At 78.7% G+C, this 21820-nt stretch carries 22 protein-coding genes and 1 pseudogene; 12 read left to right on the forward strand and 11 right to left on the reverse strand.

All coding sequences use genetic code 11. The features are described 5' to 3' along the window. Nucleotides 1-55: 55 nt before the first annotated feature. On the reverse strand, nt 56-2311 hold the full coding sequence (locus tag ACI8AB_RS03080) for a sodium-translocating pyrophosphatase (protein ID WP_456948900.1): 2256 nt from the start codon (nt 2309-2311) through the stop codon (nt 56-58). Between the two features lie 234 nt (nt 2312-2545). On the opposite strand from ACI8AB_RS03080, the gene ACI8AB_RS03085 reads away from it, so the two are divergent. Continuing rightward, nucleotides 2546-5227, forward strand: coding sequence for a DEAD/DEAH box helicase (locus ACI8AB_RS03085; RefSeq protein WP_456948901.1), 2682 nt, complete (start codon nt 2546-2548; stop codon nt 5225-5227). A 27-nt stretch (nt 5228-5254) separates the two neighbouring features. Here ACI8AB_RS03085 and ACI8AB_RS03090 read toward each other — a convergent pair. The 3 genes and pseudogenes from ACI8AB_RS03090 to ACI8AB_RS03100 form a co-directional block, all read right to left on the reverse strand. Continuing rightward, nucleotides 5255-5584 (reverse strand): annotated as a pseudogene (locus ACI8AB_RS03090) (Rv3654c family TadE-like protein); the annotation flags it as partial. Beyond that, the gene (locus ACI8AB_RS03095; RefSeq protein WP_456948902.1) at nt 5581-5913 is read right to left on the reverse strand and encodes a TadE family type IV pilus minor pilin; all 333 of its coding nucleotides are present in this window, start codon (nt 5911-5913) and stop codon (nt 5581-5583) included. The pseudogene ACI8AB_RS03090 and the gene ACI8AB_RS03095, both read right to left, overlap by 4 nt. 44 nt (nt 5914-5957) lie before the next feature. Beyond that, entirely contained in the window at nt 5958-6209 is a 252-nt protein-coding gene (locus tag ACI8AB_RS03100) for a DUF4244 domain-containing protein (RefSeq protein WP_456948903.1), read from the reverse strand. Between the two features lie 219 nt (nt 6210-6428). Here ACI8AB_RS03100 and ACI8AB_RS03105 point away from each other — a divergent pair, with 219 nt between their 5' ends. From ACI8AB_RS03105 to ACI8AB_RS03135, 7 genes are all read left to right on the forward strand, one after another. After that, complete coding sequence (locus ACI8AB_RS03105; RefSeq protein WP_456948904.1) at nt 6429-7859, forward strand: glycosyltransferase; 1431 nt, start codon at nt 6429-6431, stop codon at nt 7857-7859. Beyond that, nucleotides 7856-9037, forward strand: a complete 1182-nt coding sequence (locus ACI8AB_RS03110; RefSeq protein ID WP_456948905.1) for a hypothetical protein — start codon at nt 7856-7858, stop codon at nt 9035-9037. Before ACI8AB_RS03105 ends, ACI8AB_RS03110 begins: the two co-directional genes overlap by 4 nt. After that, nucleotides 9034-10095 (forward strand): ATP-grasp domain-containing protein, encoded by a 1062-nt coding sequence (locus ACI8AB_RS03115; RefSeq protein WP_456948906.1) that lies wholly within the window; start codon nt 9034-9036, stop codon nt 10093-10095. The genes ACI8AB_RS03110 and ACI8AB_RS03115 overlap by 4 nt, the downstream gene beginning before the upstream one ends. Then, nucleotides 10092-11243, forward strand: coding sequence for a non-hydrolyzing UDP-N-acetylglucosamine 2-epimerase (gene wecB / locus ACI8AB_RS03120; RefSeq protein ID WP_456948907.1), 1152 nt, complete (start codon nt 10092-10094; stop codon nt 11241-11243). Before ACI8AB_RS03115 ends, wecB begins: the two co-directional genes overlap by 4 nt. Next, the gene (locus ACI8AB_RS03125) at nt 11240-11971 is read left to right on the forward strand and encodes an HAD family hydrolase (RefSeq protein WP_456948908.1); all 732 of its coding nucleotides are present in this window, start codon (nt 11240-11242) and stop codon (nt 11969-11971) included. The genes wecB and ACI8AB_RS03125 overlap by 4 nt, the downstream gene beginning before the upstream one ends. A 76-nt stretch (nt 11972-12047) precedes the next feature. Next, nucleotides 12048-12170, forward strand: a complete 123-nt coding sequence (locus ACI8AB_RS03130; protein WP_456948909.1) for a hypothetical protein — start codon at nt 12048-12050, stop codon at nt 12168-12170. A 130-nt stretch (nt 12171-12300) separates the two neighbouring features. Then, nucleotides 12301-13035 (forward strand): PIG-L deacetylase family protein, encoded by a 735-nt coding sequence (locus ACI8AB_RS03135; protein WP_456948910.1) that lies wholly within the window; start codon nt 12301-12303, stop codon nt 13033-13035. An 18-nt stretch (nt 13036-13053) separates the two neighbouring features. On the opposite strand, the gene ACI8AB_RS03140 is transcribed toward ACI8AB_RS03135, so the two are convergent. The 4 genes from ACI8AB_RS03140 to ssd are packed head-to-tail and all read right to left on the reverse strand — an operon-like array spanning nt 13054 to nt 16788. After that, complete coding sequence (locus tag ACI8AB_RS03140; RefSeq protein WP_456948911.1) at nt 13054-13785, reverse strand: type II secretion system F family protein; 732 nt, start codon at nt 13783-13785, stop codon at nt 13054-13056. Beyond that, entirely contained in the window at nt 13782-14576 is a 795-nt protein-coding gene (locus ACI8AB_RS03145; RefSeq protein WP_456901746.1) for a type II secretion system F family protein, read from the reverse strand. Before ACI8AB_RS03145 ends, ACI8AB_RS03140 begins: the two co-directional genes overlap by 4 nt. Further along, a complete protein-coding gene (locus ACI8AB_RS03150; protein WP_456948912.1) occupies nt 14573-15712 on the reverse strand; it encodes a TadA family conjugal transfer-associated ATPase in 1140 nt (379 codons plus the stop codon). The genes ACI8AB_RS03145 and ACI8AB_RS03150 overlap by 4 nt, the downstream gene beginning before the upstream one ends. Beyond that, a complete protein-coding gene (gene ssd / locus ACI8AB_RS03155) occupies nt 15709-16788 on the reverse strand; it encodes a septum site-determining protein Ssd (protein ID WP_456948913.1) in 1080 nt (359 codons plus the stop codon). The genes ACI8AB_RS03150 and ssd overlap by 4 nt, the downstream gene beginning before the upstream one ends. A gap of 127 nt (nt 16789-16915) precedes the next feature. On the opposite strand from ssd, the gene ACI8AB_RS03160 reads away from it, so the two are divergent. Beyond that, complete coding sequence (locus ACI8AB_RS03160) at nt 16916-17773, forward strand: HAD family hydrolase (protein WP_456948914.1); 858 nt, start codon at nt 16916-16918, stop codon at nt 17771-17773. A gap of 26 nt (nt 17774-17799) precedes the next feature. Here ACI8AB_RS03160 and ACI8AB_RS03165 read toward each other — a convergent pair whose 3' ends face one another. Both ACI8AB_RS03165 and ACI8AB_RS03170 read right to left on the reverse strand, forming a co-directional pair. Next, a complete protein-coding gene (locus tag ACI8AB_RS03165; RefSeq protein ID WP_456948915.1) occupies nt 17800-18789 on the reverse strand; it encodes an aldo/keto reductase in 990 nt (329 codons plus the stop codon). 45 nt (nt 18790-18834) lie between these two features. Continuing rightward, complete coding sequence (locus ACI8AB_RS03170) at nt 18835-19623, reverse strand: oxidoreductase (protein ID WP_456948916.1); 789 nt, start codon at nt 19621-19623, stop codon at nt 18835-18837. Nucleotides 19624-19687: 64 nt separating this feature from the next. On the opposite strand from ACI8AB_RS03170, the gene ACI8AB_RS03175 reads away from it, so the two are divergent. From ACI8AB_RS03175 to ACI8AB_RS03185, 3 genes are read left to right on the forward strand one after another with little or no spacing between them, the layout of a single operon-like run. Continuing rightward, nucleotides 19688-20248 carry a histidine phosphatase family protein gene (locus ACI8AB_RS03175; RefSeq protein ID WP_456948937.1) on the forward strand — a complete coding sequence of 187 codons (561 nt, stop codon included), beginning with the start codon at nt 19688-19690 and terminating at the stop codon, nt 20246-20248. Then, complete coding sequence (gene cobU, locus ACI8AB_RS03180; protein ID WP_456948917.1) at nt 20248-20769, forward strand: bifunctional adenosylcobinamide kinase/adenosylcobinamide-phosphate guanylyltransferase; 522 nt, start codon at nt 20248-20250, stop codon at nt 20767-20769. Before ACI8AB_RS03175 ends, cobU begins: the two co-directional genes overlap by 1 nt. Beyond that, entirely contained in the window at nt 20766-21542 is a 777-nt protein-coding gene (locus ACI8AB_RS03185; protein WP_456948918.1) for an adenosylcobinamide-GDP ribazoletransferase, read from the forward strand. The genes cobU and ACI8AB_RS03185 overlap by 4 nt, the downstream gene beginning before the upstream one ends. 41 nt (nt 21543-21583) lie before the next feature. On the opposite strand, the gene ACI8AB_RS03190 is transcribed toward ACI8AB_RS03185, so the two are convergent. Continuing rightward, nucleotides 21584-21748 carry a hypothetical protein gene (locus tag ACI8AB_RS03190; protein WP_387987299.1) on the reverse strand — a complete coding sequence of 55 codons (165 nt, stop codon included), beginning with the start codon at nt 21746-21748 and terminating at the stop codon, nt 21584-21586. Nucleotides 21749-21820: the final 72 nt, after the last annotated feature.

Genomic DNA, 21820 nt, shown 5'->3' on the forward strand with positions numbered 1-21820 from the left:
CCGCCGCCGCGGCCTCCCGCCCGGCCGGGCCGGTCGGGAGGCTCGCGGGGTGGTCTCAGGGAGCGGACGTGGTCAGCGTGCCGGCCGGCTCCCCGGCGGTGCCGCCGACGACGACCGAGCGGCGCTTGGACACCACCACGGCGGCGACGACCACCAGCGTCGCGGCGCCCGCGATGAGCAGCCGCACCGTGGTGTTGGCGTCCTCCCCGACCTGCAGGCCGACGACCGCCGGCGCGATGAGCAGCGCCACCAGGTTCATCACCTTGATCAGCGGGTTGATCGCCGGGCCCGCGGTGTCCTTGAACGGGTCGCCCACGGTGTCGCCGATGACGGTGGCCGCGTGCGCCTCGCTGCCCTTCCCGCCGTAGGCGCCGTCCTCGACCATCTTCTTGGCGTTGTCCCAGGCCCCGCCGGAGTTGGCGAGGAAGACCGCCATGAGCGTGCCGGCCGCGATCGCGCCGACCAGGTAGGCCGCCAGCGGGCCGAAGCCGAGGCCGAACCCGACCGCCACCGGGGCCAGCACCGCCAGCAGCCCGGGGGTGGCCAGCTCGCGCAGCGAGTCCTTGGTGCAGATGTCCACGACGGCGGAGTAGTCCGGCCGCTCGGAGAAGTCCATGATCCCGGGGCGGGTGCGGAACTGCTCGCGGACCTCGAACACCACCCGCCCGGCGGCCCGGGACACGGCGTTGATCGCCAGCCCGGAGAAGAGGAACACCACCGCCGCGCCGATGACCGCGCCGACGACGTTGTCCGGCTCGACCAGGCTGAACGCCTGCCCGAGGTCGACGCCGTCGAGCGCGGCGCGGACCTGCTCGTTGTAGGAGCCGAACAGGGCGGTGGCGGCCAGCACGGCGGTCGCGATCGCGATGCCCTTGGTGATGGCCTTGGTGGTGTTGCCGACGGCGTCGAGGTCGGTGAGCACCCGGGCGCCGTCGTCGTCGATGTCGCCGGACATCTCGGCGATGCCCTGCGCGTTGTCGCTGACCGGGCCGAAGGTGTCCATCGACACGATCACGCCGGCGGTGGTGAGCAGCCCGCATCCGGCCAGGGCGACGGCGTACAGCGCCGCGCCGCCGCCGATGAGGAAGGCACCGTAGACGGCGGCGCCGATGAGCAGGGCGGCGTAGACGGCCGACTCCAGGCCCAGCGAGATGCCGGAGAGCACCACGGTCGCGGGGCCGGTGAGCGAGCTCTGGCCGACGTCGCGGACGGGCTTGCGGCTGGTCTCGGTGAAGTAGCCGGTGAGCTGCTGGATGGCGGCGGCGAGCACGATCCCGACCAGGACGGACACGAAGCCGAGCACCTGCGGGTTGACCACCGAGTCGGGGACGTCGGCGACGCTCGGCAGCACGGTGAAGGCCGCGGCGGCGACGAGGACGAGGGAGACGACCGCGGAGGTGAAGAAGCCGCGGTTGATCGGGGCCAGGCCGCTGGCGTCGCCCTTGCCCGGGTTGCTGGCGAGGATGCCGACCACGGAGGCGAGCACGCCGATCGCGGCGACGACGAGCGGGAACACCATGCCGACCGCGCCGAAGAAGACCTGCCCGAGGATCAGCGCGGCCACGAGGGTCACCGCGTAGGACTCGAAGAGGTCGGCGGCCATGCCGGCGCAGTCACCGACGTTGTCGCCCACGTTGTCGGCGATGGTGGCGGCGTTGCGCGGGTCGTCCTCGGGGATGCCGGCCTCGACCTTGCCGACGAGGTCGGCGCCGACGTCGGCGGCCTTGGTGAAGATGCCGCCGCCGACGCGCATGAACATGGCGAGGAGCGCGCCGCCGAACCCGAAGCCCTCGAGGACGACGGGGGCGGTCTCGTCGAACAGGAGCAGCGCCAGCGACGCGCCGAACAGGCCCAGGCCGACGGTGATCATCCCGCAGACCCCGCCGGTGCGGTACGCGATGCGGAAGGCCGGCCGGTAGCCGCCGGTGCGGGCGGCGGCCGCCACCCGGACGTTGCCGCGCGTGGCCAGCGTCATGCCGATGAAGCCGACCGTCGCGGAGAACAGGGCACCGACGAGGAAGAACACCGCCCGGCCGATGCGCGTGCCCCAGCCGCCGTCGTGGACCGGCAGGACGAGCAGGAGCAGGAAGACGATCACGGCGAAGACGCCGAGCGTGCGGAACTGCCGCCGCAGGTAGGCCCCTGCGCCCTCCTGCACGGCCCGGGCGATGTCCCGCATGCGGGCGGTGCCCTGATCGGCGCCCAGGACCGCGCGCACGAGGGACCACGCGAACACCAGTGCAACCAGCGAGACGACGAGGGCTGCCGTCACGAGGACGACGTCCCCGCCGGAGAGATCATTGTCCGGCATCGGTACCTCCCAGCGGTCGGCTGCCGACGGGCGGCTCGCATCCCCGGTCGGCGGAGAGCACGTCGGCGGGCGGGACCGCCCGGAGACGAGGCGCGAGTGTAAGCGGAATCACACTCCGCGGTCTGCCCCCTCCCCGGAACCGGTGTGGGCGCAGGGCGTGACCGCAGGTGGGCGGAGGGTCGCTCCTCTCCCCGGGACGAGGGGCGGGTTGCCCCCGGGTGTGACAGTGGAGGGGTGACCACGCTCCACCCGGTCCGGCCGGTTGCTCCCCCACCCGGCCGCGGAGGGTCCTCGGGGGGCGAGGCGCCGGGCACCGCCGGGGAGGGCACCGCGGTGGAGGGCACGCCGGTCCACGGCTCGGCCGCCGCGCACGGGTCCGCGACCCCCGCGAGCAGCGGGTCCCCGGACGTCGTGCCGCCCGGTGCCGAGCTGCTCGCGGACCTGCTGGCCGGCACCCCGGAGGAGGAGTCCCCGGTCACCCACGTGCACCGGCTGGCGGTGCGGGAGAGCCGGACCCTGCCCTGGCCGGAGTGGGTCGAGCCGGGCCTGCGGGAGCGGCTGGAGCAGCAGGGCGTCCGCGAGCCGTGGCGGCACCAGGTGGAGGCCGCCCAGCTCGCCCACGACGGCACCTCGGTGGTGGTGGCCACCGGCACCGCGTCGGGCAAGTCGCTGGCCTACCAGCTGCCCGCGCTGACCCGCCTGGTCGAGGACCCGCGCGCCTGCGTCCTCTACCTCGCGCCGACCAAGGCGCTGGCCCGCGACCAGCTGGCCTCGGTCGCCGCGCTCGCCGACCCGTCGGTGCGGCCGGCCGCCTACGACGGCGACACCCCCGCCGAGGAGCGGGACTGGGTGCGCCGGCACTCGCGGTGGATCGTCACCAACCCGGACATGCTGCACCGCGGCGTGCTGCCGGCCCACCAGCGCTGGTCCTCGACGCTGCGCCGGCTGGCCTACGTCGTCGTCGACGAGTGCCACGCCTACCGCGGGGTCTTCGGCTCGCACGTCGGGCACGTGCTGCGCCGGCTGCGCCGCATCTGCCGCCGCTACGGCGCCGACCCGGTGTTCGTGCTGGCCTCGGCGACCGTGGCCGAGCCGGCCGCGGCGGCCGGCCGGCTGGTCGGGGCGCCGGTCGTGGCCGTGACCGACGACGGCTCCCCGCGCCCGGGCGCGACCTTCGCGCTGTGGGAGCCCCCGCTCACCGAGCAGACCGGCGAGCACGGGGCGCCGCTGCGCCGGTCGGCCGCCGCGGACACCGCCGGGCTGCTGGCCGACCTGGTCGAGCGCGGCGCGCGGACGCTGGCGTTCGTCCGGTCCCGGCGCAGCGCCGAGTCGGTGGCCGAGCAGGCCCGCCGGCTGCTGGCCGACCGGGGCCGCAGCGACCTGGTGCGCCGCGTGGACTCCTACCGCGGCGGCTACCTGCCCGAGGAGCGGCGCGAGCTGGAGCGGGCGCTGTCCGCGGGCGAGCTCCTCGGCGTGGCCACCACCAACGCCCTCGAGCTCGGCATCGACATCGCCGGTCTCGACGCCGTGGTGCTCGCCGGCTACCCCGGCACGCTGGCCTCCCTCTGGCAGCAGGCCGGCCGCGCCGGGCGGGCGCAGCGCGAGTCGCTGGTCGTGTTCGTCGCCCGCGACGACCCGCTGGACCACTACCTGGCCCACCACCCCCGCGCGGTCTTCGGCCGGCCGGTCGAGGCGACCGTCACCGACCCCGCCAACCCCTACGTGCTGGGGCCGCAGCTGTGCTCCGCGGCGGCCGAGCTGCCGCTGACCCCCGAGGACCTGCCCGACTTCGGCGGCCCGGTGGCCGAGGCGCGGCTGGAGGAGCTCGTCGCCGTCGGCGATCTGCGGCGGCGCCCGGCCGGCTGGTACTGGGCCGGGCGCGGGCGCCCCGAGGTCGACATCCGGGGCAGCGGCGGCGAGCCGGTGGCGATCATCGAGGGCGACACCGGCCGGCTGCTGGGCACCGTGGACGGCGGGGCGGCGCACTCCACCGTGCACACCGGCGCGCTGTACGTGCACCGCGGGGAGACCTTCGTCGTCGACGAGTTCGACCCCGAGGACGCCTGCGCCGTCGTGCACGCCGAGAGCCCGGAGTGGACCACCGTCGCCCGCGACGTCACCGACCTGTCGGTCGTGGACGTCGAGCGCACCCGGCGGCTGGGCACGGTCACCGCGCACACCGGCGTCGTGGACGTGACCAACCAGGTCGTGGCCTACCAGCGCCGGCGGGCCGGCACCGGCGAGGTGCTCGCCGAGTTCCCGCTGGACCTGCCGCCGCGCCAGCTGCGCACCCGGGCGGTGTGGCTGACCCTCGACGCCGACGCGGTCACCCGCGCCGAGGTGGACGACCTGGCGTTGCCCGGGTCGCTGCACGCGGCCGAGCACGCGGCGATCGGCATCCTGCCGCTGCTGGCCACCTGCGACCGGTGGGACCTCGGCGGGCTGTCCACCGCGCTGCACCCGGACACCGGGACCGCGACGGTGTTCGTCTACGACGGGCACCCCGGTGGCGCGGGCTTCGCCGAGCGGGGCTTCGCGGCGCTGCGGCGCTGGCTGCGGGCCACCCGCGCCACCGTCGCCAGCTGTGAGTGCGAGAGCGGCTGTCCCTCCTGCGTGCAGTCGCCCAAGTGCGGCAACGGCAACGACCCGCTGGACAAGGCCGGCGCCGTGCGCGTGCTCGACGTCGTGCTCGACGAGCTGGCCGCGGCCGAGGACACCGCGGACGCCGACGACGTGGAGGAGTCCGACGTCGAGGGCACCGCGCACGTGGTGCCGACCGGCCCGGTCCGGGGGCTGCTGCGGCGGCCGGGCACCGGGCGGGCCGCTCCCCGGCCCGAGCCCGGCGCGGAGCCGGACGCTGACGGACCCGCCGCGGACGCCGGCGCCGGCCACGTCGAGGACGGTCTCGTCTTCTGAGCCCGCGGGCGGGGCCGGCCCGGCGCGGGCGACCGCCTCGGCGCGGCGGGCGCCCAGCGGGCCGAGCGGGACGGTGACCGCCACCCGGACGTCGACGACCGCGCCGTCCCCGACCGTGCAGGCGGCCAGGTCCGCGCCGTTGGCCCGTGCCACCTCGGCGGCGGCCGCGCACGCGGCCGGGTCCCCGCTGACCGCCCGCGCGGCGGCGGCGAGCGCGGCGAGGTCGGCCGCGGACCCGGCGCGGTGGCGGGCGACCGCCGCCGCGCCGACGAGGACCGCGGCCAGCCCGACGAGCGCGAGCACGCCGGCCAGGGCCACCGTCCACACCGTCGCCGAGCCCCGCTCGCGCCCGCTCACCCCGCGGCCACCCCGGGCTCCAGCCGGGCGACCGCGCTCGCCCCGACCCCGACGGCCGGGCCGATGCCCAGCGGAGCCACCGACGCGCCGACGGTAACCCGGACCTCCTCCCCCGCGACGACCACCGCGGCCACCGCCCCGTCCGGCGCTACCCGGGCGGCGAGCGCGCGGACCTGCGCCGCGTCCTCCCCGCGGGCGGCGGCCCGGGCGCCCTCCCGCGCGGCGTCCACGCAGCGCAGGTGCGCCCCGACCACGACGACGGCGGACACCACGGCCGCGAGCACGAGCACCAGCACGGGCAGCACGACGGCGGCCTCGGCGGTGACCATCCCGGCCTCCCGTCGGTCCGGGGACACCGTGCGGCGGCGCACGGTCAGGAGAGGGCGCCGAGCGCGGACTCGACCAGGTCGCCGAGCGCGCTGACGACCGAGCCCCCCGTCACCACGCGGTAGAGGACCGCGGCGAAGGCGCAGGCCGCGACCGTGCCGACGGCGTACTCGGCGGTGCTCATGCCCGCCTCGGCGGTCGCGCGGACCCGGGCCCAGCGGCGGGCGAGCCCTCGCCGGCCGCGTCCCGCGGGAGTCCACTCGGTCGGGTCCTCGGCGGGCGGGTGGTCGGTGGTCACGGCTCCTCCTCGGGTCGGGGGCCCCGGTCGCGGGGCGCGCCCCGACCCTCGCCGCGCCGGGCGCTCCCGCCGGCCTGCACCCGCAGGCTGTGGACGGCGGGCCGCCTGTGGACGGCGCTGCGGCGGGTGTCGGCGCTTCCGCTTCAGGTGGTGCCGGCAGATGCCGAATCAGCGAGGAGGTGGCGCGGACGCGTCACCGGCAGGCCGGGAGGAGGACCCGTGGCGCACGGCACCGACCGCCCCGAGGGCCGCCCCCTCGTCCTGGCCGGCTACGTCGTCGCCCTCGCCGCCGCCGTCGTCGCGTTCGGGCTCGACCCGACCCTCGGCGTGGTCGCCGGCGCGCTCAACGTCGTGTTCGGCGTCTACTTCTGCCGGCACCTCGCCTTCGCCGTCGCGGCCGCCCGCTGGGCCGAGCGCGACCTGCTCGCCGCCGACGTCGGCCTGGCCACCTACACCCCGCCGGTCGCGGTGCTCGTCGGCTGCAAGAACGAGGAGCTCGTCGTGGACGGGATGGTGTCGGCGCTGCTCGCGCTGGACTACCCGGCCGACCGGCTCACGCTCGTCGTCGTCGACGACGGGTCCGACGACGCGACCGGCGCGAAGCTCGACGCGTGGGCCGCGCGCGAGCCGCGGCTGCGCGTGCTGCACCGGCCGCCCGGCGCCGGCGGGGGCAAGTCCGGCGCGCTCAACGAGGCCCTCGACCTGGTCGACGCGGAGGTCGTGCTGGTCTTCGACGCCGACCACGAGCCCGAGCCCTCCTCGCTGCGCCGGCTGGTCCGGCACTTCCGCGACCCGGTGGTCGGGGCGGTCATGGGCCGGTGCGTGATCCGCAACGGCAAGGACTCCTCCATGGCCGCCGTCGTCTTCGTCGACTACCTCTCCGGCTACCTGGTCAACGAGTACGGCCGCCAGGCGCTGTTCGAGCTGCCCGCCTACGGCGGCGCCAACTGCGCGGTGCGGATGAGCACGCTGCGCGCGCTCGGCGGCTGGAACCCCGAGACGGTCACCGAGGACACCGACCTCACGCTGCGCGTCCTCATGGCCGGGCAGCGGGTGCGCTACGACGTCTCGGCCATCGACTTCGAGGAGGCGGTGGTCAGCGCCCAGCGGTTCTGGAAGCAGCGCTACCGCTGGGCCCGCGGCCACCAGAAGTGCCTGCGCGACTACTGGCGGCCGCTGGTGCGCTCGCCGCACCTGTCCCCGCTGGAGAAGGTCGAGACGACGCTGTTCCTCGGCGTCTACCACGTGCCGATGCTGTCCGGGCTGGGCCTGCTGCTCACCGTCCTGCGCGCGTTCGGCATCGGGGACCTGCCGGTCGTCGGGCTGCTGCCGCTGTCGATGCTGCTGTTCATCGGCCCGCTCGCCGAGCTGTGCGTCGGGTTGCTGGTCGGCCGGGTGGAGCGGCGGTCGGCCTGGCGGCTGCTGGGCTTCCTGCCCGCGTTCGCGCTGTCGATCTGGATCACGTCCCGTGCCTACGTCGACGGGATGCTCGGGCGGCCCTACAGCTGGGTGAAGACGAGCCGGTCCGGCGCCACCTCGACCGTGCTGCCGGCAGCACCTGCCGTCGCGGTGGCCGCCACCGGTCCCGCCGCGGCGGAGCTCGCCGGCCGGCCGCGGTCGTTCGCCGCCACTCCCGGGGGACAGCGGTGAGCGCCGCCGGCCTCGCGGCTCCGCCCGTCCGCCGGCGGGCATGGCGGGGGACGAACCGCCGGCTGGTACCGGTGCTGCTCGACCTCGCGCTCGCCGCCGTGATCTGCGTGCTCGGCTTCCGCCACCTGTCCGGCCCGCTCCAGGTGGTCGAGGCGGCCGGCGTGGCGACGGTGCTCGGCTGGATCGCACCGGGCCGGGTCTCGGGCGTGCTGCCGCAGCACGTGCTGCTCTTCCCCGGCGACGGCGGGATCATCGACGCGGTCGTGACGGCGTCGTGCTCGTCGGTGCTGTCGGTGCTGGGGCTGACCGCGCTGACCGCGGTCGTGCTGCGCAGCCGCAAGCTGCACGCCGCCGGGGGGCTGCTGGTCGCCGTCGCGGCGCTGCTGCTGCTCAACCACGGCCGGCTGCTGCTGTCCGCGGGGGCGGGCCTGCTGTGGGGCGAGGGCGCGCTGGTCCTCTTCCACGACTGGGTCGGCACGGTGTGGAACCTGGTCGCCACCCTCGGCGGCTTCCTGCTCATGGTGTGGATCACCCTGCCGGCCCTCGAGCGTGCCGAGCAGGACGTGTCGGGCCGGCACACCGCCCGCCGCCCCGACAGCTGGGCCCGTCCGGGCCTGGGCTACCGCGACCCGGAGGGTGACGAGCGGCGCGCCCGGCGGCGGCGCACCACGGTCACCGGGCTGCTGCACCGCCACGTCTACCCCCGCCGGCTGTCGGCCTGGCTGGCCGCCCGCCGCGAGTCCGCGCGCGTGGACTACCGGCTCGGCCACCTGCCCCCGGACCACCGGGCCGAGCGCGTCCGCGAGCTGGCCGCCGACGGCCTCGGCGCGCACGGCGCCTCGCTCGTGGCCGTGGCCACCTACGAAACCGACCTCGCGGTCCTGGACTGCCTGGCCGAGTGCATCGCCGCGCGGCAGTGGGAGCCGGTCATCGACACCCGGGTGGCCGCGCTGCGGCTGTGGGCGCGGGGGTGGCTGCTGGCCCGGCCGGCCGTCGACGACGGCCTGTCCTCCCGGCCGGTTCCGGCGCAGCCGACGGTCCCGGTCGCGCGGATCCCGGTGCCGCCCACCGGCCGCCCTACCGCGCCGCCACCCGCCTCTCCCGCGCCGGCGCCCGGTCCCGCTGCCCCGCACCCCGCCAGCTTCGCCCGCCCGCACGACTCGGAGACGCCCCGGTGACCTCGACCCTGCACCCCGCGCCCGCGCCCCCGTCCGGCGGCCGGCACGCCGACCCGGACGCGGCGCGCCCCGCCGTCCTCGTCACCGGGGCGGGCGGCCCGGCCGGGGTCGCGGTCGTCCGCCGCCTGGTCGCCCTGGGTCACCGGGTGGTCGGCGTGGACGCCGACTGGACCGCCGCCGGCGCGGCGCTGGCCACCGTCGGCGCGGTCGTCCCCCGGGCGGACCACGTGCGCTTCGTCGACGCCCTCGTGTCCCTCGCGACGACGCACGGCGCGGACGCGCTGATCGGCACGGTCGCCGAGGAGCTGCCCGCCCTCATCGCCGGCGCGGAGCAGCTGGCCGCGGCCGGGGTGGCCACCTGGCTGCCGTCGGCGGACAGCGTGGAGCTGTGCTGCGACAAGGCCGCGTTCGCCCGCACGCTGCGCGACGCCGGCGTCCCCCATCCCGCGACCACCGACACCCCCGCCGGGCTGGTGCGGGTCCCGGGCCCGTGGGTGGTCAAGCCGCGCGCCGGGCGCGGCAGCCGCGGCGTCCGGCTGCTCGACGCCCGCTCCGCGGTGGCCGACGCCCTCGCCGAGGACGCCTCGCTCATCGCGCAGACCAGGCTCGAGGGGCGCGAGTTCACCGCCGACGCCCTCGTCGCCCGCGACGGCGGGCTGCTCACCGTGGTGCCGCGCTGGCGCGACGACACCCGGGCCGGCATCTCGGTCAAGGGCACCACCTTCGACTCCCCCACCGTCACCGACGTGGTCGCCGGCGCCCTGGAGGCGGTGCGGCTGACCGGCCCGGCGAACGTGCAGGGCTTCGTCGGCGACGACGGCCGGGCCACCGTGGTCGAGATCAACCCGCGGTTCTCGGGCGGGCTGCCGCTGACGCTGGCCGCCGGCGCCGACGTCGTGAGCGCCCACCTCACCGGCATCCGCGACCCGCAGGCCCGGCTGCCGCACCTGTGGTTCACCCCGGGCGTGCGGATGAGCCGCTACTTCGCCGAGACCTACACCGCCGAGGACGGCACCCCGGTGACCGACCCGTGCGCCGCGCAGGCGGTGTCCGCGTGAGCCGCCGCAGGCACGTCCTGGTGCCCTTCGGGACCCGGCCCGAGGTGGTCAAGCTCGCCCCGGTGGTGGCCGCCCTGACCGCCGCGGGACACCGGGTCGACGTCGTGGACACCGGCCAGCACACCGACCCCGCGCTCTCCACCCGGCTGCAGGAGACCCTGGGGCTCGCGCCGACCTGCCGGTTCGTGCTGCCGGCCGACGACCCCGCCGCCCGGTACGGCGCGCTGCACGCCGACGCCGCCCGCGCGGTGGCCCGGTTCCGGCCCGACGTGGTCCTGGCGCTGGGCGACACGAACACCGTGCCCGCCTACGCGCTGGCCGCCCGCGGCGCCGGCGTGCCGTTCGCCCACCTCGAGGCCGGGCTGCGCAGCCTCAACCCGCGCAGCGTGGAGGAGGTCAACCGGCGGGTGGCCGCGGCGGTGGCCGCCCTGCACCTGGCCCCGACCCGGCGGGCCGCGGCGTTCCTCGCCGCCGAGGGCGTGCCCGCCGAGCGGGTGTTCGTGGTCGGCAACCCGGTGGTGGACACGCTCGTCGCCCGCAGGGTCCGCCCGGTGCCGGTGGCGCAGCGGTCCGGCGTGCTGGTGACCGCGCACCGCCCCACCAACGTCGACGACCCGGTGCGGCTCGAGCGCCTGGTGGGCGTCGTCCGCGCGCTGGCCGACCGGGTCGGGCCGGTGACCTTCCCGGTGCACCCGCGGACCGCGGCCCGCCTGGCGGACGCCGGCCTGGACGCCGAGCTCGACCACCCGGCGATCACCCGCAGCGGCCCGGTCGACCACGACACCCTGCTGGCCGCGCTGGCCTCGGCCCGGCTGGCGGTCACCGACTCCGGCGGCATCCAGGAGGAGGCCGCCTACCTGGGCGTCCCGGTGGTCGTGCTGCGCGGCTCGACGCCGCGGTGGGAGGGCGTCGAGGCCGGCACCACCACGCTGGCCGGCCTGGCCGACGACTGCGCCGCCGACGCCGTCCTGGCCGCGGCCGCCGCGCACACCAGCGCTGCGGGGCAGGCCCGCGCCGCCGGCCTGCCCTGCCCCTACGGGGACGGCACCACCGGACCGCAGGTGGCGGCCGTCCTCGCCGACGAGGCCACCGACGCCCTGCTGGCGCTGGACGAGCCGGACTTCACCGACGGCCGGCTGCCCTGGTGAGCCCCGTGCCGGGGTGGGACGGCCCGCCGCCGCTGGCCGTCGTCGTGGACCTGGACGACACCCTCTACCCGCAGGCCGCCTACCTGGCCGCGGCCGCGGCGGCCGTCGGGACCGCCGCCGAGCTGGACGGGCTGGACGGCGACGCGGTGCACGCGGCGCTCGTCGCGGAGCTGGCGGCCGGGTCCGACGCCGGCGGGACGATCGACCGCGCGCTGCTCGCCGCCGGGGTGCCCGCCGGCGACCTGGCCCGGCACGTGCCGCCGCTGGTCGCCGCGTTCACGGCGTGCGCGCCGGGGCGGCTGGACCCCTACCCCGGCGTCCGCGAGGCCCTCGCGGCGCTGGCCGGCGCCGTGCCGGTCGGCTGCCTCACCGACGGCAACCCGGCCATCCAGGCGGCCAAGCTCACCGCGACCGGGCTCGGCCCGCTGCTGACCGCGGTGCTGGTCACCGACACCCTCGGCGGCCGGGCCGCGCGGAAGCCCGCCCCGCAGGGGCTGCTCGCCCTCGCCGCGCGCCTGGGCGTCCCCGCCGACCGGGTGCTGGTGATCGGTGACCGCCCCGGCAAGGACGTCGCCGTCGCCGCGGCCGTGGGCGCGCGGGCGATCCGCGTCCGGCAGGGCGAGTACGCGGCGGCGCCGGACGTCCCCGCCCCGTGGGCGGGGACCGGCTCGTTCCCCGAGGCCGCGGAGCTCGCCCTCGCGGTGGCCGCCCGGGCCGTCGCCGTCTGAGACGGGCGGTCCTCCGCGGGGTGACCCGGCCCACGGCCGCCTGCGCGCGGCACCCCGGCCGTCCGACGGCGCTCAGGTGCCGCTGCCGGCCGACGGCAACGGCACGGGCACCGTCATCACCCTCGCGGTGGGCGGCACCTCGGCGGTCGTCTCCCGGCGACGCCGCGACCGCGGGACGCCCGAGCCCGTCGCCGGCTGACGGGTTGCGCACGACCGGATCTCCCCCTGAGGGGGGAGGTCCGGTCCTCACGCTGGAGGGCGCCGCCGGCGGCGCCGATGGACAGGTGTCGGGCGGGGAGGCCGCCCCTGGCGAGCAGAGGACGGCGGCCGTGGACGGCACGACGACGAGGGGCCCGGGGCGCAGCGTCCTGGCCATCGGCGCCCACCCCGACGACATCGAGCTCGGCTGCGGCGGCGCGCTGATGGCGCACGTGGCGGCCGGGGACACGGTGACCATGCTCGTGATGACCGGGGGCGAGAACGGCCCCGGCGACGACGGCCAGATCGCCGGCCGGCGCGCCGAGCAGCAGCGCGCGGCCGAGCTGGTCGGCGCGCGGCTGGCCTGGGGCGGGCTGCGGGACTGCGAGGTCGTGGCCGACTCGGGCACCGTCCGCCGCATCGAGCAGGTGCTGCGGGAGACCGCCGCCGACCTCGTCTACGTGCACGCCCCCGACGACAGCCACCAGGACCACCGCGCCATCGCCGCCGCCACCCTGGGCGCCGCCCGGCGCCTGCCGCGGGTCCTGCACTACCAGAGCCCCTCGACGCTGGCCTTCGCGCCGAGCGTGTACGTCGACGTCACCGCGCACCTCGCCGGCAAGCTCGACGCCCTCGCCGCGCACGCCTCCCAGGTGGAGCGCTCGGCGATGGTCGAGCCGGACGCCGTCGTGGCCTCCGCCCGCCACTGGGGCGCGCAGGCCCGCATCGGCTACGCCGAGGCCTTCCAGCCCACGCGGATGGTGCTCGACCTCACCCCGGCCGCGCCGGCGGTCCCCGCGTCGGTCCCCGCGGCCTGGGCGCTCGTGCCGGCCCACACCTCCGCCAGGCCCGCCGGCCGTCGCTGACGGCCCTCACCCCGGGAGTCACCCGAACACCTGGCCGGCGATGCCGATGACCATCGGCGCGATGCCCAGGCACACGAACGCCGGCAGGAAGCACAGCCCGAGCGGCGCGAGCACCCACACCCCGGCCCGGCGCACGCCCGCCTCGGCCCGGCTCCGCGCCGCCGTCCGCGCCTCCGCCGCCAGCACGCGCAGGGCCGGCACCGCCGCCGCTCCCGACTCCCCCGCGCGCACCAGGACCCGGCCCAGCCCGGCGAGCTCGGGCGCCACGTCGTGCCACGCCGTGCGGGGCGCGGCCCCGAGACGCAGCCGGCCGGCGACGTCGGCCAGCGCGGGACCCAGCGGTCCCGGCACGGCCGCCGCCACCGCGGCGAGCGCCGCGCCGACCGGCAGCCCGGCGCCGAGGCAGACACCGAGCAGGTCGCAGGCCACCGGCAGGTCGGCGGCCAGCGGCGCAGGCGCCGGCCCCGCGCCGGGCGCCCGCCGCAGCCACCGGTCGGCGAGCACCGCCCCGGCCGCTCCCAGCGCCACCCCGGCCGCGCCGCCGACGAGCAGGGCCGTGGCGGCACCGGCGAGGACGGGCAGCACCAGCCGCCGGAGCGGGCCGGGAGTCCCCTCCGGCGGCCGCTCCGGCACGGCGGGCGCGCCGAGGGCACGCAGCCGGGCCGTGCGGCGCACCGCCGGCGTCGGCCACGCGGCCAGCGCGCCGGCGAGCGCCAGCAGCACCGGCGCCTGGGCTCCCGCGGCGCTCACCGCAGCGCCCGCCGGACCAGCCGCGCCGACCAGGCCAGCCCCGCCGCCTCCAGCGCCACCCCGGCGACGAGCAACGCCTGCCCGGGCACCGTCGTGGTGAGCACCGCCCACGGGTCGGCACCGATGCCGCTGCCCATGGCGAGCGCCAGCAGCGGCAGCCCGGCCAGCAGCGCGGCGCTGGCCAGCGGTCCGGCGGTCACCGAGCGCAGCTCCTCCCGCTGACGCCGGCGGGCCCGCAGGTCGTCCTCGACCGCCCCGGCGACGGCGGCCAGCGAGCACCCCGTCCGGCCGCTGAGCTCGACCGCCGCCGCGAGCCGCCCGTGCGCCCGGCCCAGCTCCGACCTCGCCTCCGCCGGCACGGTGGCCGGCGCGCGGAGGGCACGGGCGAGCGCCCGGGCGCCGTCGGGATCGGGGACCACCGCCACCGCCGCCGCGGTCGCCGCGTCGAGCGGCCGGCCGCTGCGCAGCTCCGCGGCCAGGGCGGCCAGGGCGTCGGCGAGGACGTCGAGGTCCTGCTCGTCCCGGCGCAGCGCGCGCCGCCGGGCACCCGCCCGGGCGGCCCCGGCGGCGGCCGCGCCGGCCAGGACGGCGACCAGCGGCGGGCCGGCCAGCGCCCCGGCGGCGGCGCCCGCGACCGCGGCGAGGACCGGCCAGGACCGCGGCGCCGCGACCAGCGGCCCCCGTACCGGGCGGCGCGCCCCGGTGAGCCGGCGCAGCCGCGCCCGCCGTCGGGCCGCCCCGCCGGGCCACAGCAGCAGCGCCAGGGCGCCCGCCGCCAGCGCCGCGGTCACGCCGTCCCGCCGTCGAGGAGGGCGGCCAGCCGGTCCGCGCCGGGGCACGGGCCGCCGTCGGCCCGCCAACCGGCGTCGACGGCCACGAGGTCGCCGTCGCGGCGCACCACCCCGACCTCCGCCACCCGGCGGCCCGCCGGGGCGCGCCGCAGGTGCACGACCACCGCGAGCGCGGCCGCGGCCTGGCTGTGCACCGCCCGCCGGTCCAGGCCGGCCGCCACGCCCAGCGCCTCGAGCCGCGCGGGCACCTCCCCCGGCCGGTTGGCGTGCAGGGTGCCGCAGCCGCCGTCGTGCCCGGTGTTGAGCGCGGCCAGCAGGTCGGTGACCTCCGCGCCGCGGACCTCGCCGACCACCAGCCGGTCGGGCCGCATGCGCAGTGCCTGGCGCACGAGGTCGCGCAGGGTCACCTGCCCAGCGCCCTCCACGTTCGGCGGGCGGGTGAGCAGCCGGACGACGTGCGGGTGCGCCGGGGTGAGCTCCGGCGCGTCCTCGCAGAGGACCACGCGCTCGCCCGGCGGCACCTCGCCGAGCAGCGCCGAGAGCAGCGTGGTCTTGCCCGACCCGGTGCCGCCGGTGACGAGGAAGGCCAGCCGCCGCCGGAGCACCGCCCGCAGCAGCGCCTCCGACCGCCCCGGCAGCGTCCCGCGCGCGGCGAGGTCGGCCAGACCGAGGGAGCACCGCCGCAGCACCCGCAGCGACAGGCAGGTGCCCGCGGCCGAGACCGGCGGCAGCACCGCGTGCAGCCGGGTGCCGTCGGGCAGGCCCGCGTCGACCCACGGCGCGGCGTCGTCGAGGCGGCGCCCGGCGCTGGCGGCCAGCCGGACCGCGAGCCGGCGGACGGCGTCCTCGTCGGGGAACCGCACGTCCGCGGGTTCCAGGCCGCTCCCCCGGTCCACCCACACCTCGGCCGGGCCGTTGACCAGCACGTCGGTGACGCCGGGCGCCCGCAGCAGCGGCTCCAGCGGCCCGGCTCCGGCCAGCTCGGCGACCGCGTCACGCACCGCGGCGAGGACGTCGGTCTCGCCGAGCAGGCCGGCCTCCTCGCGCACGAGCGCCGCCACCGCGGCCCGGCTCGGCGGCCCCGGCTCCAGCGCCAGCCGGGCGCGCACGCGCTCGACCAGCGGCAGGCCGCTCACGCCGCCCGCTCCGGCCGGGACAGCTCCCCGAGCAGCCGGCGGACGAGCGCGCCCAGCGGGCTGCGCGCCGCCACCGACGGCGGCTCGCCGCGCTCGCCCCGGGGCAGCGCGCCGCGGTCGTGCCCCAGCTCGGCGAGCACCGGCCGACCGGCCACGGCGGCCACCTCCGCGGCGGACAGGCCGCCCGGGACGGTGCGCACCACCAGCCGGGCTGCCGACCAGGGCGCCCCCGCCACCAGCGCCCGGGCGGCCGAGGCGGCCCGCAGCCGGGCGGGCACGACCAGCAGCGCCAGGTCGGCCTCGGCCAGCACCGCCTCCGCCGCCGGGTCGGGCGCCGCCGTGCGCGGCAGGTCCACCACCACCGGCAGCCCGCGGTCCCGCGCGGCGTCGACGACGGCGGCGAGGGCCTCGGCCGGCACCGGCGCCGGGTCGTCGCGCGCCGCGGCGAGGACGTGCACCCCGGCGGCCCTGGGCAGTGCGGCGAGCAGCGCGTCCCCGTCCACCCGGCCGCGCACCCCGGTCAGCTCCGGCCAGCGCAGCCCCTCGTCGTCCTCGGCGCCGAGCAGCAGGTCCAGCCCGCCGCCCCACGGGTCGGCGTCGACCAGCAGGACGCCCTCGCCCCTGGCGGCGGCCACGGCGAGGGCGGTGGCCAGCGTGCTGGCGCCCGCCCCGCCGCAGCTGCCACCGACGACGGCCAGCCAGCCGCGCGCCACCGGCGACCGCCCCGCCTCCCCCGCCCGGGCGGCCAGCCACGCCTCGTCGTCGGGCAGCACGGCGACGCGCTCGGCGCCGCGCTCCACCGCGGCCGCCCAGGCCGGCGCCGGCAGGGCGCTGGGCGCGACGACGACCACGCCCGGGCGGCGGGGCAGGGCGCGCACCGCCGGGCTGTCGAGGACGTCCGCGCCGAGCAGCACCAGCGCGGCGTCCCGGTGGGCGCGGCGCAGCGCCGTCCCGCCGGTGGCCACCTCGGGCTCGGTGCCGGCGGCGGCGAGGACGCGCAGGACGTCGTCGAGGAGGTCCTCGTCGGCGCAGACGACCAGCGGGCGGGACGGCGGGGGGACCGGACGCGGGGGCACGCGCCGGAGCCCATCGCGGACGGCCGGTGCGCGCGTACCGGACCGGGCAACTGTGGACGACCCGAAAGGGTGTGGACGGGGTTGCGAGACCCGTCACACCCGGGAGGTCCGCTTACAGTCGTGAACCGTGACGCACGCCGCGGCGTTCTTCGACCTGGACAAGACCGTCATCGCCAAGTCCAGCACCCTGGCCTTCGGTCGTCCCTTCTTCGCGGGCGGGCTGATCAACCGCCGCGCCGTGCTCAAGGGCGCCTACGCGCAGTTCGTCTTCTCCCTCTCCGGCGCCGACGCGCAGCAGATGGAGCGGATGCGGGCGCAGATCACCGACATGGCGACCGGCTGGGACGTCGCGACGGTGCACGAGATCGTCCGCGAGACGCTGCACGAGGTCGTGGACCCGCTGGTCTACGCCGAGGCGGCCGACCTCATCGAGTCCCACCGGGCGGCGGGGCGGGAGATCGTCATCGTCTCCAGCAGCGGCGCGGAGATGGTGGAGCCGATCGGCGAGATGCTCGGCGCCGACCGGGTGGTGGCCACCCGGATGGTGACCGTCGACGGCCGCTACACCGGCGAGATCGAGTTCTACGCGTACGGGGAGAACAAGGCCGAGGCGATGCGGCGGGTGGCCGCCGAGAACGGCTACGACCTGGCCGACTGCCACGCCTACAGCGACTCGGTCACCGACCTGCCGATGCTCACCGCGGTCGGGCACCCGACGGCGGTCAACCCCGACCGGGCGCTGCGCAAGGTGGCCGCCGAGCGCGGCTGGCCGGTGCTGGAGTTCACCCGGCCGGTGTCGATGCGCACGCGCTTCGCCGTGCCGCCGGCGCCGGTGGTCACCGGCGCCGCGATGGGCGTGGGCGCGGCGGTCGCCGGGCTGGCCTGGTACGCGCGGCGGCGGTCGCTGCGCACCGTGCCCGCCGTGGCGGCCGCTGCGACGGCGGCGGCCCCGGCCGCCGCCCGGTGGCGGCGCCGGGGCGCCTGAGCGCCCTCCGACCGGGCCTCGCCCGCTCAGCCGCCCAGCCGCCCGCGCAGCCCGTCCACCCGCTCCCGGACGCCGTCGACCAGGGTGCGGACGCCGGACACCGGGGTGAACGCGCGCGCCGCCGCGGTGAGCGCCGCCTGCTCGTCGGGCCGCAGGTCGACGTCGCCGGCCGCGGCGTTGGCCTCCACCTGCTCCACGCTCGAGGCACCGGGGATGACCACCACCCGGGGCAGCGAGACCAGCCAGGCCAGCGCGATCGTCCCGGGCCGGACCCCGTGCGCGGCGGCGACCTCGCGCAGGACGTCGAGCAGCGGCTGCACGCGCCGCAGGTTCTCCGTGCCGAACAGCGGGTTGGCCGCGCGCACCCCGCCGGGCCGGTTCTCCACGCCGTACCGGCCGCCGAGCAGGCCCTGCGCCAGCGGGCTGTAGGCGATGACGACGCGCCCCTCGCGCTCGGCGAAGGGCACCAGGTCCTCGAGCGCCCCGGGCCGGACGAGGGAGAACTGCACCTGGTTGGTGAGGACCGGCCGGCCCAGCGCCGCGTCGGCCGCCCGCCAGCGGGCCAGGGAGTAGTTCGAGACGCCGGCGGCGCCGATGCGGTCCTCGTCGAGCAGCTGCCGCAGGCCCGGCATGACCACGCTGTCGGGGACGACCGGGTTGGGCTGGTGCACCTGGTACAGCGGGATCCGCGTCAGGCCCAGCCGCCGGGCGCTGCCCTCGAACCGGGACCGGACCACGGGCGGGAACGGCGCCACCGGGAAGACCTTCGAGGCGACGACGACCTCGCCGCGCGCCTCCCCCAGCGCCTCGCCGAGGATGCGCTCGCTGCGGCCGAAGCCGTAGATCTCCGCGGTGTCGAACAGCGTGACGCCGAGGTCCCGCGCCCGGCGGACGACGTCACGCGCGGTGCCCTCGGCGTAGCCCTCGCCGTAGCCCCACTCGCGGGACCCGAACTGCCAGGTGCCCAGCCCGATCCGGCTGACCCGGCCGAGCCCGTCGACGTCGAGGTGGCGCATCCCCTCACTGTGCGCCGCGCCCGCACCTGGCGCAGGGCGGGCCGGTCAGCCGCGCAGGATCGCCTCGGCGATGGCCAGCCCCTCGCGGGCGCCGAGCTCGGTGGCGCGACAGCAGTGCACCAGCCAGGCGGCGACGCCGTCGGGTCCGCCCGCGGCGTAGCCGGCCAGCCGGTCGCGGTAGGCGTCGGCGCCCAGCTCGACGAAGCCGACCTCGGGCACCGACACGGCCTTGGGGTCCAGGCCGCGGCCGATGGTGGTCAGCCGGGCGGCCGCCCGGGCGACGACGCCGTCGGCGGTGCCGAAGGGCGCCAGGGCCGCGAGCTCGCCGTGCACGAGCCCGGCCACCAGCACCGCGGGGACGGTCGAGGTGCCGGTCACCACCTGGAACAGGCCGGTCAGCCGCGGGCCGGCGTGCGGGCCGGGGCGGCCGAGACCGGCCCGGTCGGTGAGGTCGGCGGCGGCCAGCACGTGCAGCCGGGCGAGCACCTGCCCGGGGGCCTTCGCCCACGTGTCGACCAGCGAGCCCAGCCCCACCGACACCCGCAGCGAGCCCTGCACGACCGGGTCGTCGACCGAGCCCGCGCGCAGGTCGGCCAGCGGGACGTCGACGCCGTCCAGGGCCGCGGACGCGCGGGCCCCGCGCAGCGCCGACTCGGTGCTGACCTCGGCCGACCGGTTGCGCATGAGCCGGTGGGCCAGCAGCCGGTCGATGCCGGCGCGGGCGGCGTCGGCGGCCTCCCGGACCCCGGGGAGGTCGAGCAGCGGGGCCAGCGGGTCGGGGCCGGTCGGCGCGGCGGCGGGACGGTCGGCGCCGGGACGGACGGGGATGGTCACGTCCCGACGGTACGAGCACCGGCCCCGGGGCCCGCGCCCGCCTGCCCTACGCTCGGTGACCACCATGGCCCGCCCGCTCACCCTCCTCCTCGTCCGGCACGGGCAGAGCACCTGGAACGCCGCCGGGCTGATGCAGGGCCAGACGGCGCACGTCCCGCTCACCGACCGGGGACACGACCAGGCGCGGGCCGCGGCCCGCGAGCTCGCGGCGCTCGGGCCGGGCGCGATGCTGTCCAGCGACCTGCTGCGGGCGGTGCAGACCGCCGAGCACTGCGCCGCCGCGACCGGTCTGGCGTTCACCACCACGCCGGCGCTGCGCGAGCAGGGCTACGGCGTGCTCGAGGGGCGGCCGTCGCGGGAGCTGTGGGACGTCGTCGACTGGACCGACCCGCACTGGGCGGCCGAGGGCGGGGAGAGCCTGGCCGACCTGCACGCCCGGGTCGCGGCCCTCCTCGGCCGGCTGCGGGCGGACCCGCCGGCCGAGGTCGTCGCGCTGGTCACCCACGGCGACACCATCCGCGCCGCCCAGGCGGTCGCCGCCGGGCTGGGCCCCGCCGAGATGCCGGCGGTGACGCCGCACAACGGCACGGTCACCCGGCTGCAGCTCGCGGGGGCGGTCGGCTGATGGCGCGGGTGCTGGTGCTGGGCGGGTCGCGGTCGGGGAAGTCGGCGCACGCCGAGTCGCTGGTGGCCGACCGGCCCGGCGTCGTCTACCTGGCCGCCTCGGCACCGGCGCCGGACGACGCCGAGTGGATCCGGCGGGTCGCCGCGCACCGCGCCCGCCGGCCGGCCGGCTGGACGACGCTGGAGACCACGGCGCCCAGCGACCTGCTGCGCGGCGGGACGGTGCTGGTCGACAGCGTGACCACGTGGGTCGCGGCGCTCATGGACGAGACCGGCGTGTGGACCGACGGGCCCGCTGCCCTCGACCGGCTGGCCGGGCGGGTCGACGCGCTGGTCAACGCCTGGGCGATGACCCCGGCGCACGTGGTGGCGGTCAGCGACGAGGTGGGGCTGGGCGTGGTGCCGGAGTCCCGCGCGGGCCGGCTGTTCCGCGACACCCTCGGCGAGGTCAACCAGCGGCTGGCCGGCACCGCCGACGAGGTGTGGTTCGTCGTCGCCGGGCTGCCGCAGCGGCTGCGGTGACGCACCGGCCGAGGTGGGCCGGCCCGCTGGAGTCGGTCGCGCTGCTCACCGTGGTGCGCGTCCCCGCCGCCGGGACGACGTCCACCCGCGGGGTGCTGCCGTGGGCGCCGCTGGTCGGGCTGGCGCTCGGCGGGGTCGCGGCCGGGGTCGGCGTGCTCGGCGCGCACCTGGTGTCCCCGCCGGCCGGTGCCGTGGCGGCGCTCGCCGTGCTCGCCTGGCTGACCCGGGCGCTCCACCTGGACGGGCTGGCCGACACCGCCGACGGTCTGGGTCCGCTGCGCGGCCAGGAGCGGGCGCTGCAGGTCATGCACCAGGGGGACGTCGGCCCGTTCGGGGTGGTGACGCTGGTCCTCGCGCTGCTGCTGCAGGCGGCGGCGGGGGCGGCGCTGCTGGCGGCCGACGGCGGCTGGCTCGCGCTGTGGACGGCGGTGGTCGTGGCGCGGCTGGCGATGGCCCGCACCGGGCTGCCCGGCACGCCGACGGCCGAGGGGTCGTCGCTGGGGCGGGCGGTGGCCGGCACGGTGTCGGCGCCCTGGCTCGCGGCGTGGGGGCTGCTCGTGGTCGGCGGCGCGGCCGCGGCGGGGTGGGCGGCCGGCGGCCCGGGGACCGCGGCGGCGCTGGGCGGGGCCGCGGTGGCCGGCCTGTTCGCGGCCGAGCTCGTCCGCGCCCGCGCGACGGCCCGCCTCGGCGGCGTCACCGGGGACGTAATGGGCGCGATGGGCGAGGCGGCAGCGACCGTCGTCCTGCTGGTCGCCGCCGCCTCGGTGCCCTAGCGGCGGATGGTGCTGTCCGTGGGGGCTCCGGCCCCCACGATTCAGCGGCGGCCGGTCAGCGAGCCGAGCAGGCGGCCCAGCCCGCCGGAGGCGGCGGTCGTCGGCGTGCCGCGGCCGAAGCGCCGGGTCGGCGTCGGGGTCGCCATCCGCGAGCGCCCCATGCCGCGGCCGGACGGCATGCCGCGCCCGGCGGTGCCCCGCCCCATCCCGCGTCCGGTGGCGCGGCCGGCGGCGGCGCGGCCCCCGGCGGCTCCGCGACGAGCCGTGGTCTCAGCAGT

It is taken from the genome of Geodermatophilus sp. SYSU D00698 (assembly GCF_054050335.1).